This is a genomic window from Sulfurimonas sp. (assembly GCF_032250635.1).
Classification (GTDB): domain Bacteria; phylum Campylobacterota; class Campylobacteria; order Campylobacterales; family Sulfurimonadaceae; genus Sulfurimonas.
Genome location: NZ_JAVVFL010000023.1, coordinates 1 through 16,372 on the forward strand (window position 1 = coordinate 1; position 16,372 = coordinate 16,372).

17 protein-coding genes and 1 pseudogene are annotated in these 16,372 nt (G+C 37.7%); 11 read left to right on the top strand and 7 right to left on the bottom strand.

Annotated features, from left to right (window positions below):
• Nucleotides 1-473: pseudogene (locus tag RQ763_RS02570) on the bottom strand (GGDEF domain-containing protein); the annotation flags it as partial.
• A gap of 114 nt (nucleotides 474-587) precedes the next feature.
• On the opposite strand from RQ763_RS02570, the gene RQ763_RS02575 reads away from it, so the two are divergent.
• A complete protein-coding gene (locus tag RQ763_RS02575; protein ID WP_314150976.1) occupies nucleotides 588-2,009 on the top strand; it encodes an SDR family oxidoreductase in 1,422 nt (473 codons plus the stop codon).
• Here RQ763_RS02575 and RQ763_RS02580 read toward each other — a convergent pair.
• Together RQ763_RS02580 and RQ763_RS02585 are read right to left on the bottom strand one after the other, a co-directional pair.
• Nucleotides 1,999-2,451, bottom strand: coding sequence for a YchJ family protein (locus RQ763_RS02580; protein WP_314150977.1), 453 nt, complete (start codon nucleotides 2,449-2,451; stop codon nucleotides 1,999-2,001). The two genes, RQ763_RS02575 and RQ763_RS02580, sit on opposite strands and share 11 nt — an antisense overlap.
• 10 nt (nucleotides 2,452-2,461) lie before the next feature.
• A complete protein-coding gene (locus tag RQ763_RS02585; RefSeq protein ID WP_314150979.1) occupies nucleotides 2,462-3,361 on the bottom strand; it encodes an AEC family transporter in 900 nt (299 codons plus the stop codon).
• Nucleotides 3,362-3,454: 93 nt separating this feature from the next.
• Between RQ763_RS02585 and RQ763_RS02590 the strand changes: the two genes are divergently transcribed.
• Nucleotides 3,455-4,084, top strand: coding sequence for an NAD(P)H-dependent oxidoreductase (locus RQ763_RS02590; RefSeq protein ID WP_314150981.1), 630 nt, complete (start codon nucleotides 3,455-3,457; stop codon nucleotides 4,082-4,084).
• Here RQ763_RS02590 and RQ763_RS02595 read toward each other — a convergent pair.
• Together RQ763_RS02595 and cls are read right to left on the bottom strand one after the other, a co-directional pair.
• Complete coding sequence (locus RQ763_RS02595) at nucleotides 4,074-4,808, bottom strand: endonuclease/exonuclease/phosphatase family protein (protein ID WP_314150983.1); 735 nt, start codon at nucleotides 4,806-4,808, stop codon at nucleotides 4,074-4,076. The genes RQ763_RS02590 and RQ763_RS02595 overlap by 11 nt on opposite strands.
• 9 nt (nucleotides 4,809-4,817) lie before the next feature.
• Nucleotides 4,818-6,218 (bottom strand): cardiolipin synthase, encoded by a 1,401-nt coding sequence (cls, locus tag RQ763_RS02600; RefSeq protein WP_314150984.1) that lies wholly within the window; start codon nucleotides 6,216-6,218, stop codon nucleotides 4,818-4,820.
• Between the two features lie 94 nt (nucleotides 6,219-6,312).
• On the opposite strand from cls, the gene RQ763_RS02605 reads away from it, so the two are divergent.
• Entirely contained in the window at nucleotides 6,313-7,230 is a 918-nt protein-coding gene (locus tag RQ763_RS02605; protein ID WP_314150985.1) for a manganese-dependent inorganic pyrophosphatase, read from the top strand.
• A gap of 47 nt (nucleotides 7,231-7,277) precedes the next feature.
• Here RQ763_RS02605 and RQ763_RS02610 read toward each other — a convergent pair whose 3' ends face one another.
• The gene (locus tag RQ763_RS02610; RefSeq protein WP_314150987.1) at nucleotides 7,278-9,833 is read right to left on the bottom strand and encodes an EAL domain-containing protein; all 2,556 of its coding nucleotides are present in this window, start codon (nucleotides 9,831-9,833) and stop codon (nucleotides 7,278-7,280) included.
• Nucleotides 9,834-9,932: 99 nt separating this feature from the next.
• Nucleotides 9,933-10,454, bottom strand: a complete 522-nt coding sequence (gene fliL / locus RQ763_RS02615; protein ID WP_314150988.1) for a flagellar basal body-associated protein FliL — start codon at nucleotides 10,452-10,454, stop codon at nucleotides 9,933-9,935.
• A gap of 142 nt (nucleotides 10,455-10,596) precedes the next feature.
• On the opposite strand from fliL, the gene RQ763_RS02620 reads away from it, so the two are divergent.
• From RQ763_RS02620 to rhuM, 8 genes are all read left to right on the top strand, one after another.
• Complete coding sequence (locus RQ763_RS02620) at nucleotides 10,597-10,845, top strand: RNA-binding S4 domain-containing protein (RefSeq protein ID WP_314150989.1); 249 nt, start codon at nucleotides 10,597-10,599, stop codon at nucleotides 10,843-10,845.
• Nucleotides 10,842-11,828, top strand: a complete 987-nt coding sequence (gene trpD, locus RQ763_RS02625) for an anthranilate phosphoribosyltransferase (protein WP_314150990.1) — start codon at nucleotides 10,842-10,844, stop codon at nucleotides 11,826-11,828. Before RQ763_RS02620 ends, trpD begins: the two co-directional genes overlap by 4 nt.
• Nucleotides 11,825-12,238: a tRNA (adenosine(37)-N6)-threonylcarbamoyltransferase complex ATPase subunit type 1 TsaE gene (tsaE, locus tag RQ763_RS02630; protein WP_314150991.1), complete on the top strand. Its 414-nt coding sequence runs from the start codon at nucleotides 11,825-11,827 to the stop codon at nucleotides 12,236-12,238. Before trpD ends, tsaE begins: the two co-directional genes overlap by 4 nt.
• Nucleotides 12,226-12,948: an LPS export ABC transporter ATP-binding protein gene (lptB, locus tag RQ763_RS02635; protein ID WP_314150992.1), complete on the top strand. Its 723-nt coding sequence runs from the start codon at nucleotides 12,226-12,228 to the stop codon at nucleotides 12,946-12,948. Before tsaE ends, lptB begins: the two co-directional genes overlap by 13 nt.
• Nucleotides 12,949-12,961: 13 nt before the next feature.
• Complete coding sequence (locus RQ763_RS02640; protein WP_314150994.1) at nucleotides 12,962-14,230, top strand: RNA polymerase factor sigma-54; 1,269 nt, start codon at nucleotides 12,962-12,964, stop codon at nucleotides 14,228-14,230.
• A 15-nt stretch (nucleotides 14,231-14,245) separates the two neighbouring features.
• Complete coding sequence (locus tag RQ763_RS02645) at nucleotides 14,246-15,103, top strand: nucleotide-binding protein (RefSeq protein WP_314150995.1); 858 nt, start codon at nucleotides 14,246-14,248, stop codon at nucleotides 15,101-15,103.
• Nucleotides 15,104-15,203: 100 nt separating this feature from the next.
• Nucleotides 15,204-16,052, top strand: coding sequence for a DNA damage-inducible protein D (gene dinD, locus RQ763_RS02650; RefSeq protein ID WP_314150997.1), 849 nt, complete (start codon nucleotides 15,204-15,206; stop codon nucleotides 16,050-16,052).
• On the top strand, nucleotides 16,049-16,372 hold a 324-nt coding region (gene rhuM / locus RQ763_RS02655), incomplete at its 3' end, for a RhuM family protein (protein ID WP_314150998.1). The genes dinD and rhuM, both read left to right, overlap by 4 nt.

Genomic DNA, 16,372 nt, shown 5'->3' on the forward strand with positions numbered 1-16,372 from the left:
CTATCTTGGCGTAGTTTAGAGAGTGTTTGAAAGTAGTCTCTATTGCTTTTGTCCTGAAGCTTTGAGCTCTCTACGACAAATGGTTTGCTCTTTTTATTTTTTCTATCGACCCTGAGAAGCTCTTTGCCGTCTTTATCGATAATCCTCGTCTGCATTATTCTGTTTTCAATGCCCATCAAGGCAGCAAAGAGTTCCTCAAGTCTTTTTTGCTTATCTACACTCTTTGTGAGAATAAAATCTTTTACAAGCTCATTTTCTCTTAAAGATCTTACAATGTCATCCATATTTTCAATCGTAGGTTTTAGTACGGTTTGAGTTTTTATCTCAAATGTATCTTGCGCTTTAGTATCTATAGTTTTTTCTATATCATTCATACGGATTATATAGTTGCTAAGAGCCCCAAACAGGGAGATCAAAATCCCAAAAATTATAAAATAGATAATAAAATATTTTTTAAAATTTTGCTGCGTCAAGAGTTGTCCTCTATTTTATGTATAATAGGATGGTAGCAAGTTTTATTTAAGAGATTGATTAATATTGTCAATGGGCTTGAAAATACTCTTTACAGGTAAATAGCGGAGATGATCATGAAAGTTTTACTCACAGGTGCGAACGGTTATATTGGCAGACGGTTGAAAAATATTCTTAAAAATCAAAAAAATGTAGAACTTAGAGTTTTTGTTAGAAATAAAAATAGTTTTTCAGAAGATAAGAATAAAAATATAGAGATTGTAGAGGGTGATACATTTGACAAAGAGTCTCTCAAAAGAGCGTTGCAAGGGGTAGATACCGCTTACTACCTTATCCATTCGCTAAGCAAAGAGAACTATAAAGATTTAGACAAACTCTCGGCTCAAAATTTTATAGATGCGGCAGAGGAGTGTGGCGTCAAAAGAGTCATCTATCTCGGCGGTCTTGGAGTAAAGAACAGCGATACAAGCAAACACCTACTAAGCAGAATAGAGACAGGAGAGATACTCAGTTCCTCAAATAGTGTCCAGACTATTTGGGTGCGTGCGGGAGTCATAATAGGTTCAGGAAGTGCCAGTTTTGAAATCATAAGAAATCTTGTTGAGAAATTGCCCGTTATGATTACCCCTAAATGGGTAGATACCTATGCGCAGCCAATCGCTGTGGACGATGTTGTTAGCTACCTTCTCTCATCTTTGTATCTTGAGTATGATAAAAATTTAGTGGTAGATATAGGCGCGAAAAAGATGATGTATAAAGAGATGATGCTTGAAACCGCAGAGGCACTTGGACTAAAAAGATACCTTTTTGCCGTTCCTTTTATGAGCATCACTCTCTCCTCTTACTGGTTAAATCTTTTTACACCGGTTCCCTTTAGCGTAGCAAAAGCGCTTATAGAAGGACTTAAATCTGAAGTAACCATTCAAAATGAGAATGCAGAAAAATATTTTGCCAACATTACTCCCATGAGTTATATCGATGCCGTAAAAAAAGCGGTCTTAGAGATAGAGCAAAATCAGGTAATAAGCAGATGGAGCGATGCAGACGGCTCATCTTGGGATCAAAAGCGTTTCAAAGAGATAAATGACGCTATTTTTGTCGATAGAAAAGAGGCGGATATCACTGCTTACGACAAAGAGAAGGTTTTTAAAGCCATTAAGTCAATCGGAGGAGAAAACGGCTGGTTTGATTATGATTTTCTTTGGGAGATTCGAGGTATTGTCGACAAAGCATTAGGCGGAGTAGGGTTAAACCGCGGCAGGCGCGACAGCTGCGATTTGAGACTTGGCGAGTGTCTTGATTTTTGGAGAGTCGAGGATATAGAGGAGAATGAGAGACTTCTTCTCTACGCACAGATGAAAATTCCCGGTCATGCATGGCTGGAGTTTAAACTAGACGGGGACAAACTTATTCAGTCGGCGTACTTCTACCCAAAAGGGATATGGGGCAGAATCTATTGGTATGCGCTCATACCTATGCACTACTTTATTTTTAAAAATATGATAAAGAGCATTTTAAAAAACAGTCTTAAAGAGTAGTCTGTTTTTCACAGCATTTTTTATATTTTTTACCGCTCCCGCATGGGCATGGTTCATTGCGCTCTATCTTGGAGTTAAAGTGTTTTCCGTCCTTGTAGAGCCACATGTCATCTTCATAAACAAAGTTGCTCTTCTCATGCTGCACTTTTATTCCTTCGCTATCTCTATAGTAGGCTTTAAACTCAACCACACTCTCTTTTGCTTGCAACACATCAAGCTTCAGCCACGAAACAGCTTTTGAAAACTCCTCTATCAGCGCTGCGTCCTCTGAGTGCCTGTTCTCTTTAGCGGTCGTATTTATGATGTATTCAACATTGCCAAGAACATAAGCGCTATATCTGCTTCGCATAAGCTCTTCGGGCGTGAGCGGTTTTGAGTTGCCCTTTAAAAATGGCTCGCAACACCCGTTAAACTCTTTTTTGCTGCCGCAATAACACTCCATTTTTCTTCCTTTATGTAATTAGATGATAGAAAATCCACGTTGTTGCAAACGATAAGAGGATTCCGTATCCGACGATGGCAGAGCTAAGGCGCGGAGCAAGACCCGCCATAGAGGCGACGGCTGCTGCTGTTATCATAGGTGCCATGGATGACTCCATTATGGATACAAGAGCCGCCTCTGATTCCCATCCAAAAAGAGCGCAGATGAAAATAGCAACAAGCGGAGCAAAAATAAGCTTTACTCCAAGGGCAATACTAAATGGTTTCATATCCTCTTTTGGTAGCCTAAAACGAAGTTGAAGACCCACAGCTACGAGTGCCAAAGGGACAATCGTGCTGGCGAGCGAGGAAAGTACGCTTTGTATAACTGGATGAAAAGATGTTCCCATAAAAAAAAGTGCAACAACAAGAGCTATGAATGGCGGGAAAGAGAGTATCTTTAAAAAAAGTGCGCGTATATCTACATCTTTTGTGCTTGAATAATAAACAGAGATAAAAGTTCCATAGGTAGAGAGCGCTATAAAAGAACCAAGCTGGTCGTACATTACGACATATCCGAGTGCATCTTCCCCGAAATAGGCACTTACCATAGGAATACCAAGGTAAGAGGTGTTGCCTAAAACTGCCACAAGCATCAAAGAGCCTGTTACCTCTTTTGTGAATGAAAAGAGTTTTGATAGGTAAAAAATAGCTATAGCGCTGATACTCATGACACTCCATGCAATGAAAACAGGGATGAGTGTATCAATGGAAAAACTGAGTTGTGGAATTTTAAGCAGAATAAGTGCGGGGGCTGAGATATAGAGAATAAATTGATTTAAAATAAGCGGCGTTTCTTTTGAAAAAGAGTCTGATTTGCTTAAAATGTACCCAATAAAAATAGCGCTAAAAATAAGTGCAAAGTTTTCCATAAAATTGTTTCTTTTGATTGTAGTTGTTAATTTTGGAAGTATATAATCTTTTGTTTAAATAGAGATTTCAAGACAAAATTATGAGGAGACGTTATGAGTAAAACATTTAAAGAGGCGATGGATTTTAGACATGCGTGCAAACTTTTTGACGAAAATGAAAAAATTTCCGACAAAGAGATAAGAGAGATACTAGAAGCGGGGCGTAAATCCCCCTCGTCTTTTGGCATGGAACCGTGGAAGTTTCTGGTCATTACAAACGAGGAGCTAAAAGCTAGTATTAGACCTCACTGCTGGAATCAGCCTCAAATCACAACCTGCTCACATCTGGTTGTGATACTTGCCGCTATAGATAGTGTAAAGCCAGAGAATGGAGTCGTTAAGAAGAGATTCTCAAGAAGAGAGATGCCGCAGGAGATGCTTGATTTTTATATGGATAAATACGCAGCGCATTTAAGCAAAACTCTAAGCAACGATGAAAATATACTTTGCTGGACTGCTAGACAGACATATATTGCCGCGGCAAATATGATGACGTGTGCGGCAACACTTGGAATTGATAGCTGCCCGATTGAGGGGTTTGATAAAGAGGATGTAGAGAGGGTTTTAGAACTTGATACTAATAAATATCAACTCTCTTTGATACTTCCTTTTGGATACAGAGCAGAAGAGCAGTCTTCGCAGTTAAGACTGCCCTTTGGAGAGGTTGTGGAGTTTATAGAGTAGAGAATTTTGCGATTATAGGGTTGTGGTCGGAGATTTTTTTGCTATTAATCACTTCAGAGTAGGTAACATTTAAGTCTCTGTAAAAGATATAGTCTATTGAGTTTGTAAAAATTTTTTTGAGATGTTTTTCATCGCTAAACTCAACTTTTTTGAGAGAGAGATTTTGTGTAAACTCTTCCATAAATCTCACTCTTTTTATATTCCATGTATTGAAGTCACCCGCTACTATCATCGCTCCTTTATGGTGGCTGATGGAGTCATAGAGGTAGTCGAGCTCATTTTTAAAGTGGCTGTTATGCACAAAGTTTATAGCATGCAGGTTGACTACAAGAAGCACTTCATCATCTGTGATCTTATGATGCGTAATAAGCGAAACCTTATGTGTAGCATATCTCAGTTCGCGCTTTTTGCTAAGGAGAGTAAACTCATCTTCACAGGATGATTTAAAGGCGCTCATAACCCCAAAAACATGCTTTTTAGTCTCTATATTTGGAGACAATATATATGAGTAGTCGTAAATATCCAGCTCAAGAGAGAGGCTTTTTTTAACCTCTTGAAGCAGAAGCAGGTCAAAATTATGGCTTTGTATAAGCGACTCTATAAACTCTTTGTAGGAGCGCTCAAGTGTCAGTTTTGCCACATTCCAGCAAAGAAGACTGAACTCTCCTCCTAGGCTCTCCTCTTGATGTTTTAACGATTTTACAAAACTCTTGGGTATAAACATGGTTAAATCCTAGAGCTGCGGTGCGAGTATTCGCATAAGATTCTCAAAAACTCTCTTTGGCGCAGAGACATTTTTTGTTCCAAACGAAGAGTTTTCAATAAGCTTTTGCGCCCAAAGTTCTACCTCATTGATAACCTTTTTAGAGTAGACAAACGTAGCGACTTCATAGTTTAAAAAGAGGCTTCTGTTGTCAAAGTTTACGCTTCCTAAAACAAGGCTCTCATCATCAAAGATTATAGCTTTTGCGTGAAGCATCGCGCCATCATAAAGATATATTTTTATCCCCGCCTCTTCAAGCTCTCTCATGTAAGAGCTTCTAACAAGGTTTACAATAGTGTGATTTGCTTCTCTTGGGGTGATGAGCTTGATGTTTATCCCTTTGTGGTGAGCAATTATAAGCGCTTGAATAAGTGCATCGTTTGGGATAAAGTAAGGGGTGATGATGTAGATTTTCTCTTTTGCGCTATATATCGCAGATAAGAGAACTTCATAAAGAACATCTTTGTCCATGTCGGGACCCGATGGAACAACTTGCAGATATATTTCGCCCTCACTTTTTATACCTTCTTGCGGATACTCTAGCTCTTCTCCCGAAGCATATAGCCAGTCTGAGGCAAATACCTCAAAATAGTGCTCTACGGATTGACCACGGATTAGAAACATGATATCTTGCCATCTGCTTTTGTCGTTTTTTGCACCAAGATACTCTTTTGAGAGATTTGCTCCTCCGCTTAAAACTCTCTCATTATCAAAAATGTAGATTTTTCTATGGTTTCTGAGGTTTATGTAGTTTCTAAATGGCATCTCAAAAACAGGCATAAAAAACTCCACTTTTGCGCCGCTTTGTATAAGTTTTTTTAGTCTGTAACGAAAGAGGTAAAGGGGAAGTGAGCCCAAAGAGTCTATAAGGATTTTTACCTCCAACCCCTCTTTTGCTTTTTTAACAAGAGCGTTTAAAATCTCTTTAGTAACCTTGTCATACTTAAAAATATATGCGCTTATGAAGATTGATTTTTTTGCACTCTTTATATATGATAGAAGTTCGTTGTAGGTTTGGGTTGCATCAAAAAAGAGCTTTAGTTCGCTGTTTTTAGCAGCGTCAGCAATACCGTAATTTCTCAACATTTTGTCGATACTGTTTTGTATATTATCGTCTGTAGTTCTATTTTTAAGAGGAAGAGTATCTTTTTTATATCGCTGTTCTCTCTTTCTTGAACCGATGATAAAGTATAAAAGTATTGATATGTATGGGATGAGAATGATGGAGAGAATCCAAGCGGTTATGCTGTTTGGCGTACGTCTGTTGTAGAGCATATGGATAAGAACTACAATGATTAAAAGAGCTCCGGAGGCTACTAAAGTGTGGTAAAAAAATATGTCGGCATTTACGCTATTTATAACTTCATTCATCCCAAAATTATATCATTATTGCAATAAAGCAGCTCTGTAAATTTTATAACACAAAAATTTAGTATAATTATAAAAAATTTTAAAGGTTGCATAGATGTCAACATATATTTTTGGTCATACTAATCCAGATTCAGACTCAATAGTAGGGGCAATATCTCTTGCCTATTTAAAAAATAAGCTCGGAGAGGATTGTATTGCTACGCGTCAAGGCGAGATATCTCCTGAGACAGAGTTTATACTTAATAAATTTGGAGCACAAGCGCCTGAACTTAAAACCTCTTATGCGGGTGAGAAGGTCTATCTTGTAGATTTTTCAGACCTAGCACAGGCTCCACACGATATAAAAGAGGCAACTATACTGGGCATAGTCGATCATCATAAACTTGGCGATATTACAACAGATACTCCTCTTGAGTGCTGGATTCGCCCTATTGGATGCTCAAACACGGTCATAAAAGAGATGTATGACTATCACGGAGTTGAGATTCCAAAAGATATAGCAGGGATGATGATGTGCGCAATTTTGAGCGATACGGTAATCTTTAAATCCCCTACATGTACAAAAGTCGACACAAAAGCGGTAAAAGAGTTGGCGGAGATTTGTCACATAGAGGATTATAAAGCTCTTGCCATGGAGATGTTTATAGCAAAATCCGCAGTTGAAGGTGCGAGTGCCAGAAATTTAAATACAAGAGACTACAAAGCTTTTGATATGAACGGTACCAAAGTAGGAATAGGGCAGCTAGAAATGGTTGATATCTCCGTTCTTGAGAGTAGAATCGATGAGCTGTTTACAGATATGAAACTTATGAAGCAAGAGGATGGGTTGCATACAATCATGATTCTTTTAACCGACATTATGAAAGAGGGCTCACAGCTTCTTGTTCTCAGCGATGATGCAAGCAAAGTTGAAAAGGCATTCGGTATAAAACTTCAAAATAACCAAGTATGGTTAGACGGCGTTTTAAGCCGTAAAAAGCAGATTATCCCGTTTCTTCAGCCGCAATTTTAACTGCTTGAGTGCCAAATAAGCTCAGCTTAGTCGGCACTCTTTTTAAGTTAAAGTTCTTCTGCTTTAGAAGGCTTTGCAAGATAGTAGCCTTGGAAAAAATCGCATCCCATCTCTTTTAAAAGTTCAAACTGCTCTTTAGTCTCTACCCCTTCGGCTATTACTTCAAAGTTAAACTCTTTGCCCATTAAAATTATCGTTTTGACTATTGTTTTGTCAGAGTTGTTGTTAAAAAGACCCAAAACAAATGATTGATCTATTTTTAGCTCATCAATTTTTAGATGTTTAAGATAACCCAAACTAGAGTATCCCGTTCCAAAATCATCAATAGACAACGATATGCCAAAAGCGTTTAACTCTTCGATTTTTTTCATTGCGCTATTTTGGTCGTTTATAAGTACGCCTTCGGTTAGTTCAAGTCTTAGTTTATTTGGATCTATCATCTTTGTGTTTATCAACTCTTTTATCTCATCTACAAAGCCTGCATCCTTAAATTGAATCGGACTGACGTTTACGGATACTCTCCACTCTTTTTTTCTCTCATCCTTAGCCCAAGAGATAAGCTCATCTGTAGCATTCTCAAGAACAAAACGTCCTATCTCCTTAATGACTCCGGACTCTTCTGCAAGCGGAATAAACTCTATGGGAGACACTACACCGATGGTTGGATGCTGCCATCTAATAAGCGCTTCAACACCGACTGGCTTTGCATCTTTGTCAAACTGTTTTTGATAAAGAACAAAGAACTGATTTTTCTTTAGCGCTTCTTTAATATTTTGGATTAGCAAGGACCTGGATTTTGTTATCTCCTGAAGGGAGCTGTCATAAAATCTTATAATGTTTTTTCCATCTTTTTTTGCCGTACGCATAGCATATTCTGATTGGTTTAAAAGCAAATCGGCAGTTTCAACGTCATCAAAGAAGAGTGCTATGCCAATACTGCAAGTGAGATAAAAAGTTTTATCCTTAAGAACAAACGGCTCTTTTGTAATCTCTAAAATCTCTTTTGCAAGCTCTTCTGCAGCAACGGCTGCACTCTCTTGTTTGCTTGAGAGATTCTCAACCAAAATTAAAAATTTGTCGCTTCCGAACCTTGAGAGCATAGAGACATCTTTAAGCTTCATAGCAAATCTGTTGGCAGTCTCTTTTAGGACGGTATTGCCTTCATCTTGACCCATCAGGTCGTTTACGCTTTTAAAGTTGTCTATGTCCATATATATGAGTGCGCCGTATTTCATATTTTTATAGCTGTTTTCAAGAGCCTGCATGATGTGCTTTTCAAAAAGAGCCCGATTTGGAAGATTTGTTAGCGGGTCATAAAAAGAGAGTTTATTTATCGCTTCTTTTTGGTAAAAAGAGTTTATAGCAAAGCCGATATCACCGGCTAGCTCATCTATCATATCTCTTTCTTGTTTGCTGAGACCTCTCTCCTCTTTGGAGTATATAGTAATTGTTCCAAGTGCTTCTTGTGTATTATGATTTTTTCTAAGAGGAAGCGAGTATATCTCAGAAATTCCGTATTTTTTTACCTTCTCGATGCACTCTTCATGCAGAGTATCATCAAAGTTTTTTAGAAAAATATAGCGATTGTTCTCAAACACATCTTTCTCTACTTGGGTGATTTCTAGCTCTTTAATGATGCCTACAGAGCTTTTCATAACAAGCTCTCCATCTTCGCAGAGTGATATTTTTACGTTTGCAAAGGAGGTATTGGAGTGCATCGACAAAGTGGTGTTTTTTATAAGTTCATCAACATTTTTGGCATTTATTAGAATCTGATTAAAATCTTTTACTGTTTTTAAAACACCAAACAGGTGCTGTAATTCATTTTGCTGTTTTTTTAGATAGGATGTTTTTGTCTGCACCTCTTTTTTAAGCATAGTTTTTTGTTGCATATCTTTTTTAGTAAGTGCTATTATGGCAAAGTGTATGATAGTTAAAAGAAAAAGTATGCTAAACCAAAGCATAGCCATTGTTTTATAGAAAATATACATTGTTTGTTCTGAGATCAGGTCAATAGGTATCTTTATGCTTGTAACGCCTCTAACATCCCCGACTTTATAATCATAGCCGTTATCGTACCTATCTCTAATTGAGGGCATAGCTTCTTTTTTTGTACCGTGACATTTTAAGCAGTATGACTCAATTTTAAGCGGATAGGTATAGCTGAAATATGTTCTGTTATTTTTGGAGATTTTTGTCATGTGCATATCGGCAGAGGGGTTCTCTTTAAAATACTCTATCGCCTCTTCTTCAAAAGTATCGGCTCTGTTTGCAGGATTTCTGGGTCTGTTTGTGACATTCCTAATAGATATATCATTGTTTGATAGCTCTGAAAACCTATCGCTTATAAGTGAAGATGCATGTGCAGGTAAAAGACCAAGAGTAGCGTCGTCGATGCTAAGACCACTCTTGATAAATTGTTTATGATATACATATCTCATAGATGAGAAATAGTTGTTTAAAGTTTCAGCTCTGTGGTATGCTCTTGTCTCAATAAAGCTCTTGACATTATTGTACAAATAAAGCGTTAACACAACATTTGAAAAGATAATAAGTATGGCTATTATTTTGAATAGTTTCTTATTTAGGTCTATTTTAAACACATTCAAATCCTTAGAAATATAAACATTAATATAACATAATTTTAAATACTATGTATATTTTTTGTTTTATATGAGGGTTTTTAGTGTGCCCTTAAAAGATTATTGAATTATAAACTCATTAAAATAGACCTCTTCAACTTCACAAGAAGAGAGATTTTTATTTAGGGTCTCTTTTAACTTCTCTCTCATCTTCTCGTTGTTTGCGTTGGCGGTGGAGTACCCGAGCATTGTATCTATTGTTGCGTCTCTTAAAATCACCCCTTTTTTGAGAATCTCCTGCTTGATCTCATCATTGTTGCTAAACCATGAACTCTCATCTTTTATGGGTTTATACTTTATAGAGATATTTGCAATAAGTTTTTTATCTCCTGAGATATTAAATACAAAGTCACCCAGATTTGCTCTATTATCGCTGCTGATTGAGACCTTCATGCTATTGCTTAGGCTTGAGAGTATTGTGCGGTTGTAAGCACTATCTCTTGGGGATTTGCCATCAACATCGTATTTTTTCAGTTTTGTAAACTCCGAGTTTAAAACCCCTAAAACGAGGAGTAAAATAACAATAAGTGACAATACGATTATGATAGCGTTTTTAATTATTTTTTCTTTATCTATTTGCATGGGGTTATTATACAGAAGAAAAAAGCAGATTTGCAACATAAATAGAAGTTGAATGAGTGTTATGCAAAAAATGTTCCAACTCTTACATCTATTTCAGTTTTATTTCTCTACAATATACAAAAAATATGCAGATGGTGTTTTTATGAGAATAGATAAATTTTTAAATTCGGTAAATATTACAAAAAGACGCTCCGTTTCTCAAGATATGATAGCAAACGGAGTCGTGCTGATAAACGGTGTTGTGGCAAAGGCAAGCAAAAATATTGCAGTTGGAGATGTTATAACCATAAACTATCTAAACTCTGTGAAAAAGTACAAGATTTTGCAGATTCCACAGACAAAATCAACGCCAAAAAGCCTTCAAGAAGAGTATATAGAGGAGATTTTATGAGCTACGAAGAGGCGAAAAAACTATTTACGTCACTCTTTAAACATGAGATGAGCGATAAGCAGATGAGAGAGCTTCTCTTGGGCGTAAAACTTGATGAAAACACTGGGTTTCAAACCATCGCCGCTGCTGCGGAGGTAATGCGCTCTTTTGCAGTTGAACTTCCGATATCTGAGGATTTGCGCTCAAAGGTTATCGATATAGTAGGAACGGGCGGAGACAAGATAGGAAGTTTCAATATCTCTTCGACAGTAGCGATTTTGTGCGCATCATGCGGGAGTATGGTTGCAAAACATGGAAGCCGTTCGGTTACTTCAAAATCTGGAAGTGCGGATATGTTTGAAGAGCTTGGAGTACGCCTTGACTTGGACATATATCAGAGTGCGAGACTTCTTGAGGAGAGCGGTTTTACATTTATGTTTGCGCAAAATCATCACCCTGCCATGAAGTTTATAATGCCTGTTAGAAAAACTATTCCCGAGAAGACAATTTTCAATATCTTGGGTCCGCTTACCAATCCCGCGGGAACAAAAAAGTCTCTTTTGGGGGTGTTTCATAAATCTTTTGTTCCAAAAATAGCAGAGGCGTTGAGGATGAACGGTGCGACTTCAACCTTGGTGGTAAGTTCGCAAGAGGGGATGGATGAGATAAGCATTAGTGATATAACTTACGCGTCACGCCTAAAGGATGGCAAGATTAGCGAGTTTATAATCGACCCGCAAGAGCATGGCATAAAAAGAGTTCCACTTAGTGCAATAGTCGGCGGAGATGCAAAAGCCAACGCTCATATTTTGTACAATATTTTTGATTCTAAGGCAACGGATGCGCAGAGAGATATAGTGCTTATAAATGCGGCTTCGGCTCTTATGGTTGATGGTTTGGCGCGCGATATTCAAGATGGTTTGGAGATGGCACGAGAAGCCATACAGACATCAAAAACCAAAGAAAAACTCAGACAAATCATTGAAATATCAAACAAACTATGAAAAAATATCTACTTTCATTAGAAGAGCTTGACACTTTAGTTGAGGATGTTGTTAAAAATTTCAGTAGCGGCGTGGTTATTTTGCGCGGAGATTTGGCAGCTGGAAAAACAACTTTCGTAAAAAGAGCGGTGAAGTGTTTGGGAATAGATGACGAAGTGACATCGCCTACCTTTTCTCTTCAGCACTGCTACGGAGATAGGATTTTTCACTACGACATGTACAACAAAGGTCTCGGTCACTTTATCTCTTTGGGAATGCTTGAAGAGCTTGAGAAGGATGGGCTTCATTTTGTGGAGTGGGGTGATGATGAGTTGGCTGAGATACTAAATTCGGCTGAGATAAAAAATATGACGATAGATATAGAAAAAATTTCTGATGATAAAAGAGAGTACAGAATATGCACACATTAAAAGCAGTAGAGTTAAAGAAAAAGATAAAAGATTTAGAGATAGTAAAAGGGATGAGCCTTGAGGTGAAGAGCGGCGAAGTGGTAGGACTTTTGGGACCAAACGGAGCAGGAAAAACGACAACCTTTTACATGATTTGCGGACTTGTTGAATCAAGCGGAGGAGAGGTCTTTTTTGATGAGGAAAACCTCTCGGGCATGCCTCTGCACCTAAGAGCTTTAAAAGGGATAGGCTACCTTCCCCAAGAAGCTTCTATATTTAAAGATTTAAGCGTGGAAGACAATCTCCTTATAGCCGCAGAGGTAAAGATAAAAGATAAAAAAGCGCAAGAAGAGAGAATACTGGAGCTTCTGGACATGTTTAACATTGAGCCGATTCGCTATCGCAAGGGCATAAGCCTTAGCGGCGGGGAGAGACGCCGTGTTGAGATTGCAAGAGCTTTGGTAAATTCGCCGAAGTTTCTGCTTCTTGATGAGCCTTTTGCGGGTGTTGACCCCATAGCCGTAATGGATATTCAGACGGTTATAAGACAGCTTGCATCGTATGGAATAGGCGTGCTTATTACCGACCATAACGTGCGTGAGACTTTGGATGTTTGCGATAGAGCCTACGTTATAAAATCAGGTTCACTGCTGGCTAGCGGAACAAGCGCTGAAATAGGACAAAATGCGGATGTACGCAAGCATTATCTAGGCGAGGAGTTTAAGCTTTAAGAGCTTAAAAAATATGGCGGCCCTAAGACAGACACATGGTGTAGAGAACAAGCATAAACTCTCAAATACGCTACGCAATTGGCTTCCTATTCTACACTCAAGTCTCAGTGATTTGGGCGAAGCGATGGCGCCATTTGTCGAGTCAAACCCTGTTGTGGAAGTCTCAAGCGGATATGAAGAGAGCTTTGAGAAAAAAATCCCAAAAAAAATCATAAGCGGCTCTGTAAGCAACTCAAGAACTGAACAGATTGAGGCTTTAACCATTCAGAGCCGTTCTCTCTATGATATATTGGATGAGCAGCTAGAAGCCCCGCTTTTCCCCACTCCGCTCTCCCAAAAAATAGCCTCTTTTGTGGTCGCAAACCTTGATGAAAACGGATATTATGAAGGCGATAGCGAAGAGTTTTGCAAAAACAGTGCCATTGACATAGCGGAGTTTGAAAAAATCCGTCTGCGTTTTGCACATGTGGAGCCTGTGGGCATAGCCGCCAAAAATCTCTCAGAATCATTTTTGTTTCAGCTTGATAGCTCCGATGTAAGCGATGAGGCATACCTGTTGGCGGTAAAAGTGATAGAAGATATACAAAATATATATGCCTACTCTGATGAGAAAAATTTTGCCGAGGTCATGCGAGTGCTTGGGAGTTTTAAAAATCCCCCCGCCATTGAGTATCAGGAGGAGTCCGCACATGTAGTTCCTGATTTGATGATATATTTTGATGACGAAGAGCAGATAGAGGTAAAACTCAACGATGCCTACTACCCTACAATCCACATAGACACAAACTACGGGGTCGAACATGAGTTTATCTCGCAAAAAATCAAAGAGGCAAAAAGTCTGGTTGATGCCCTCGACATGAGAAAAGCGACACTCTACAAAGTAGGACTTATGATAGTCGAGTATCAGTATGAGTTCTTTACAGGCGGAGCGATTATGCCGCTAACTCTTAAAACTTTGGCAGATGAGTTCGGACACAACCCCTCAACCATCTCAAGAGCCATAGCAAACAAGTACATAGCCTGCAACAGAGGCGTTTTTGCCATGAAAGAGTTCTTTACAACAGCCATAGACGAAGATGTCTCAAACGCTGCCATAAAAGAGTTTGTAGTAAATCTTGTAAAGCAGGAAAATAGAAAAAAACCTCTAAGTGACATGAAACTCTTAGAGCTTATCCAAGAGAAATTTAAAGTCCAGATGGTAAGACGCACTATCGCCAAGTACAGAAAACAGTTAAACATAGCAGGATCAAGCGAACGAAAAAAACTTTATCATCTGCATTGAGATTACTACTTTAAAATGTATGAAGAGATGAGGGGGAAAGAGGGGGAAGAAAGTATGAGTTTTAATGATGAAATAGAAACTATCAATAGTTTAGGTGATTATGAATTAATAAAATATTTGGAAAGTGGCTTAATAAGTCGTGCAACGGGTGGAAATTTTGAATATTATGATTATGTAAGACAAAAAGTATTAAAAAATAGTGATTTTCAAAAATTGCTTCCAAGTTGGATTAAAACTTGTAGAGATACAAATCAGTTTTGGAATTTAATTAAAGGAAAATTTGGTTCTTATCAGGAACGAAGAGAATTTATTTGGAGTGAGTTTGCTATGATTCTTAATCAAATAGAATTTAAAACATTCTCTCCGATTGACGAAACTATAAATCAAGTGTCGGAAGTTAAAACATCAACTATTCAAGGCGCAATCATGAATAAAGAAAAAACTAAAGTCTTTATAGTCCATGGTCATGATAATGAAACAAAACAAGAAGTTGCTAGATTTATTGAAAGTATTGGATTGGAAACAATCATTTTGCATGAACAAGCAAGTAGAAGCATGACTATTATTGAAAAGATAGAACACTATTCTAGTGAAGTTAATTTTGCTGTTATTTTATATACGCCGTGCGATAAAGGTCGTGGAGCAAAAGAAACAAATATTCCTGCAAAAAATAGAGCTAGACAAAATGTTGTCTTTGAACATGGTTATTTGATGGCAACAATTGGACGAGGAAATGTGTGTGCATTGGTAAAAGGAGAAGTTGAAACTCCAAGCGATATAAGCGGTGTTGTTTATACTCAAATAGATTTGAGCGGTGGATGGAAAATTGAACTCATAAAAGAATTAAAAGCTTGTGGGTATATAATCAAATAGTGTGATGTTAAAAATAAAAATATTTCAAAATGACATACTTTTCAATGAAAATAAATTATTTTAGTATGATGTACAAAATTAACACTTGGAACTCTGGACAATGAACAAGCAACTTATAACAACACTTCAAACTGAGTTTAATCAGCTATCCAATACACTTGAAGATAGCACTATAGAATACTGGTATGCAAGAGATTTGCAAAAAGTATTGGGGTATGAACGATGGGAAAACTTCGTCAATATTATAGAAAAAGCAAAAATAGCTTGTGCGACTTCAGGTATAGAAATAACAGACCATTTTCGTGAAGTCACGAAAATGGTCTCTATAGGTTCGAACGCACAAAGACCAATAGAAGATATTATCCTCACCCGATACGCTTGTTATCTTATAGCTCAAAACGGCGACAGTAAAAAAGAGCAGATTGCTTTCGCTCAGACCTATTTTGCTATACAAACACGCAAACAAGAACTGGTGGAACAAAGGTTAGAATTGGAAGATAGACTTCAAGCAAGAGCAAAACTCAAAGAATCAGAAACAGAACTTTCAAAAAATATTTATGAAAGAGGAGTGGATGAGAGCGGGTTTGGTCGTATCCGTTCCAAAGGTGATACGGCACTTTTTGGCGGTAACACGACACAAAATATGAAAGACAAATTAGCTGTGCCAAACGGTCGCCCATTGGCAGATTTTTTGCCTACGATTACCATTACTGCCAAAAATCTGGCAACTGAAATTACAAACCACAATGTCAAACAAAAAAATCTTTATGGTGAAAATTCCATAACCAGCGAACATATACAAAACAATGAAAGTGTAAGAGGGCTACTAACTGAACGAGGCATCAAGCCCGAAGAGTTACCGCCTGCTGATGATTTGAAAAAGCTAGAGCGAAAAGTAAAATCCGATGAAAAAAAGATGATAAAACAAAGTGCATTGCCGAAACAATGAACAAGTTAAATAAATCAGATATGGTTATATATAACGATGGAGAATTGGAGCTTAATGTCTCGGTTACAGAAGACACTCTTTGGCTTACACAAAAGCAGATAGCTGAGCTTTTTGAAGTCACAAAACAAAATATTAGTTTACATATCAATCGTATTTTTAAAGATGAAGAACTAAATAAAAATTCAACTGTCAAGTTTTTCTTGACAGTTCAAAAAGAAGGAAATAGAACGGTTGAAAGAAATTTAGAGCATTATAATCTTGATATGATTATCTCCGTTGGGTATAGGGTAAACTCGATTACTGCAACAAAATTTAGACAG

Excerpts from the sequence above, each read along its gene's own strand:
- RQ763_RS02575 (WP_314150976.1), top strand. The coding sequence starts at position 588 with ATGAAAGTTTTACTCACAGGTGCGAACGGTTATATTGGCAGACGGTTG.
- RQ763_RS02580 (WP_314150977.1), bottom strand. The coding sequence starts at position 2,451 with ATGGAGTGTTATTGCGGCAGCAAAAAAGAGTTTAACGGGTGTTGCGAG.
- RQ763_RS02585 (WP_314150979.1), bottom strand. The coding sequence starts at position 3,361 with ATGGAAAACTTTGCACTTATTTTTAGCGCTATTTTTATTGGGTACATT.
- RQ763_RS02590 (WP_314150981.1), top strand. The coding sequence starts at position 3,455 with ATGAGTAAAACATTTAAAGAGGCGATGGATTTTAGACATGCGTGCAAA.
- RQ763_RS02595 (WP_314150983.1), bottom strand. The coding sequence starts at position 4,808 with ATGTTTATACCCAAGAGTTTTGTAAAATCGTTAAAACATCAAGAGGAG.
- cls (WP_314150984.1), bottom strand. The coding sequence starts at position 6,218 with ATGAATGAAGTTATAAATAGCGTAAATGCCGACATATTTTTTTACCAC.
- RQ763_RS02605 (WP_314150985.1), top strand. The coding sequence starts at position 6,313 with ATGTCAACATATATTTTTGGTCATACTAATCCAGATTCAGACTCAATA.
- fliL (WP_314150988.1), bottom strand. The coding sequence starts at position 10,454 with ATGCAAATAGATAAAGAAAAAATAATTAAAAACGCTATCATAATCGTA.
- RQ763_RS02620 (WP_314150989.1), top strand. The coding sequence starts at position 10,597 with ATGAGAATAGATAAATTTTTAAATTCGGTAAATATTACAAAAAGACGC.
- trpD (WP_314150990.1), top strand. The coding sequence starts at position 10,842 with ATGAGCTACGAAGAGGCGAAAAAACTATTTACGTCACTCTTTAAACAT.
- tsaE (WP_314150991.1), top strand. The coding sequence starts at position 11,825 with ATGAAAAAATATCTACTTTCATTAGAAGAGCTTGACACTTTAGTTGAG.
- lptB (WP_314150992.1), top strand. The coding sequence starts at position 12,226 with ATGCACACATTAAAAGCAGTAGAGTTAAAGAAAAAGATAAAAGATTTA.
- RQ763_RS02640 (WP_314150994.1), top strand. The coding sequence starts at position 12,962 with ATGGCGGCCCTAAGACAGACACATGGTGTAGAGAACAAGCATAAACTC.
- RQ763_RS02645 (WP_314150995.1), top strand. The coding sequence starts at position 14,246 with ATGTATGAAGAGATGAGGGGGAAAGAGGGGGAAGAAAGTATGAGTTTT.
- dinD (WP_314150997.1), top strand. The coding sequence starts at position 15,204 with ATGAACAAGCAACTTATAACAACACTTCAAACTGAGTTTAATCAGCTA.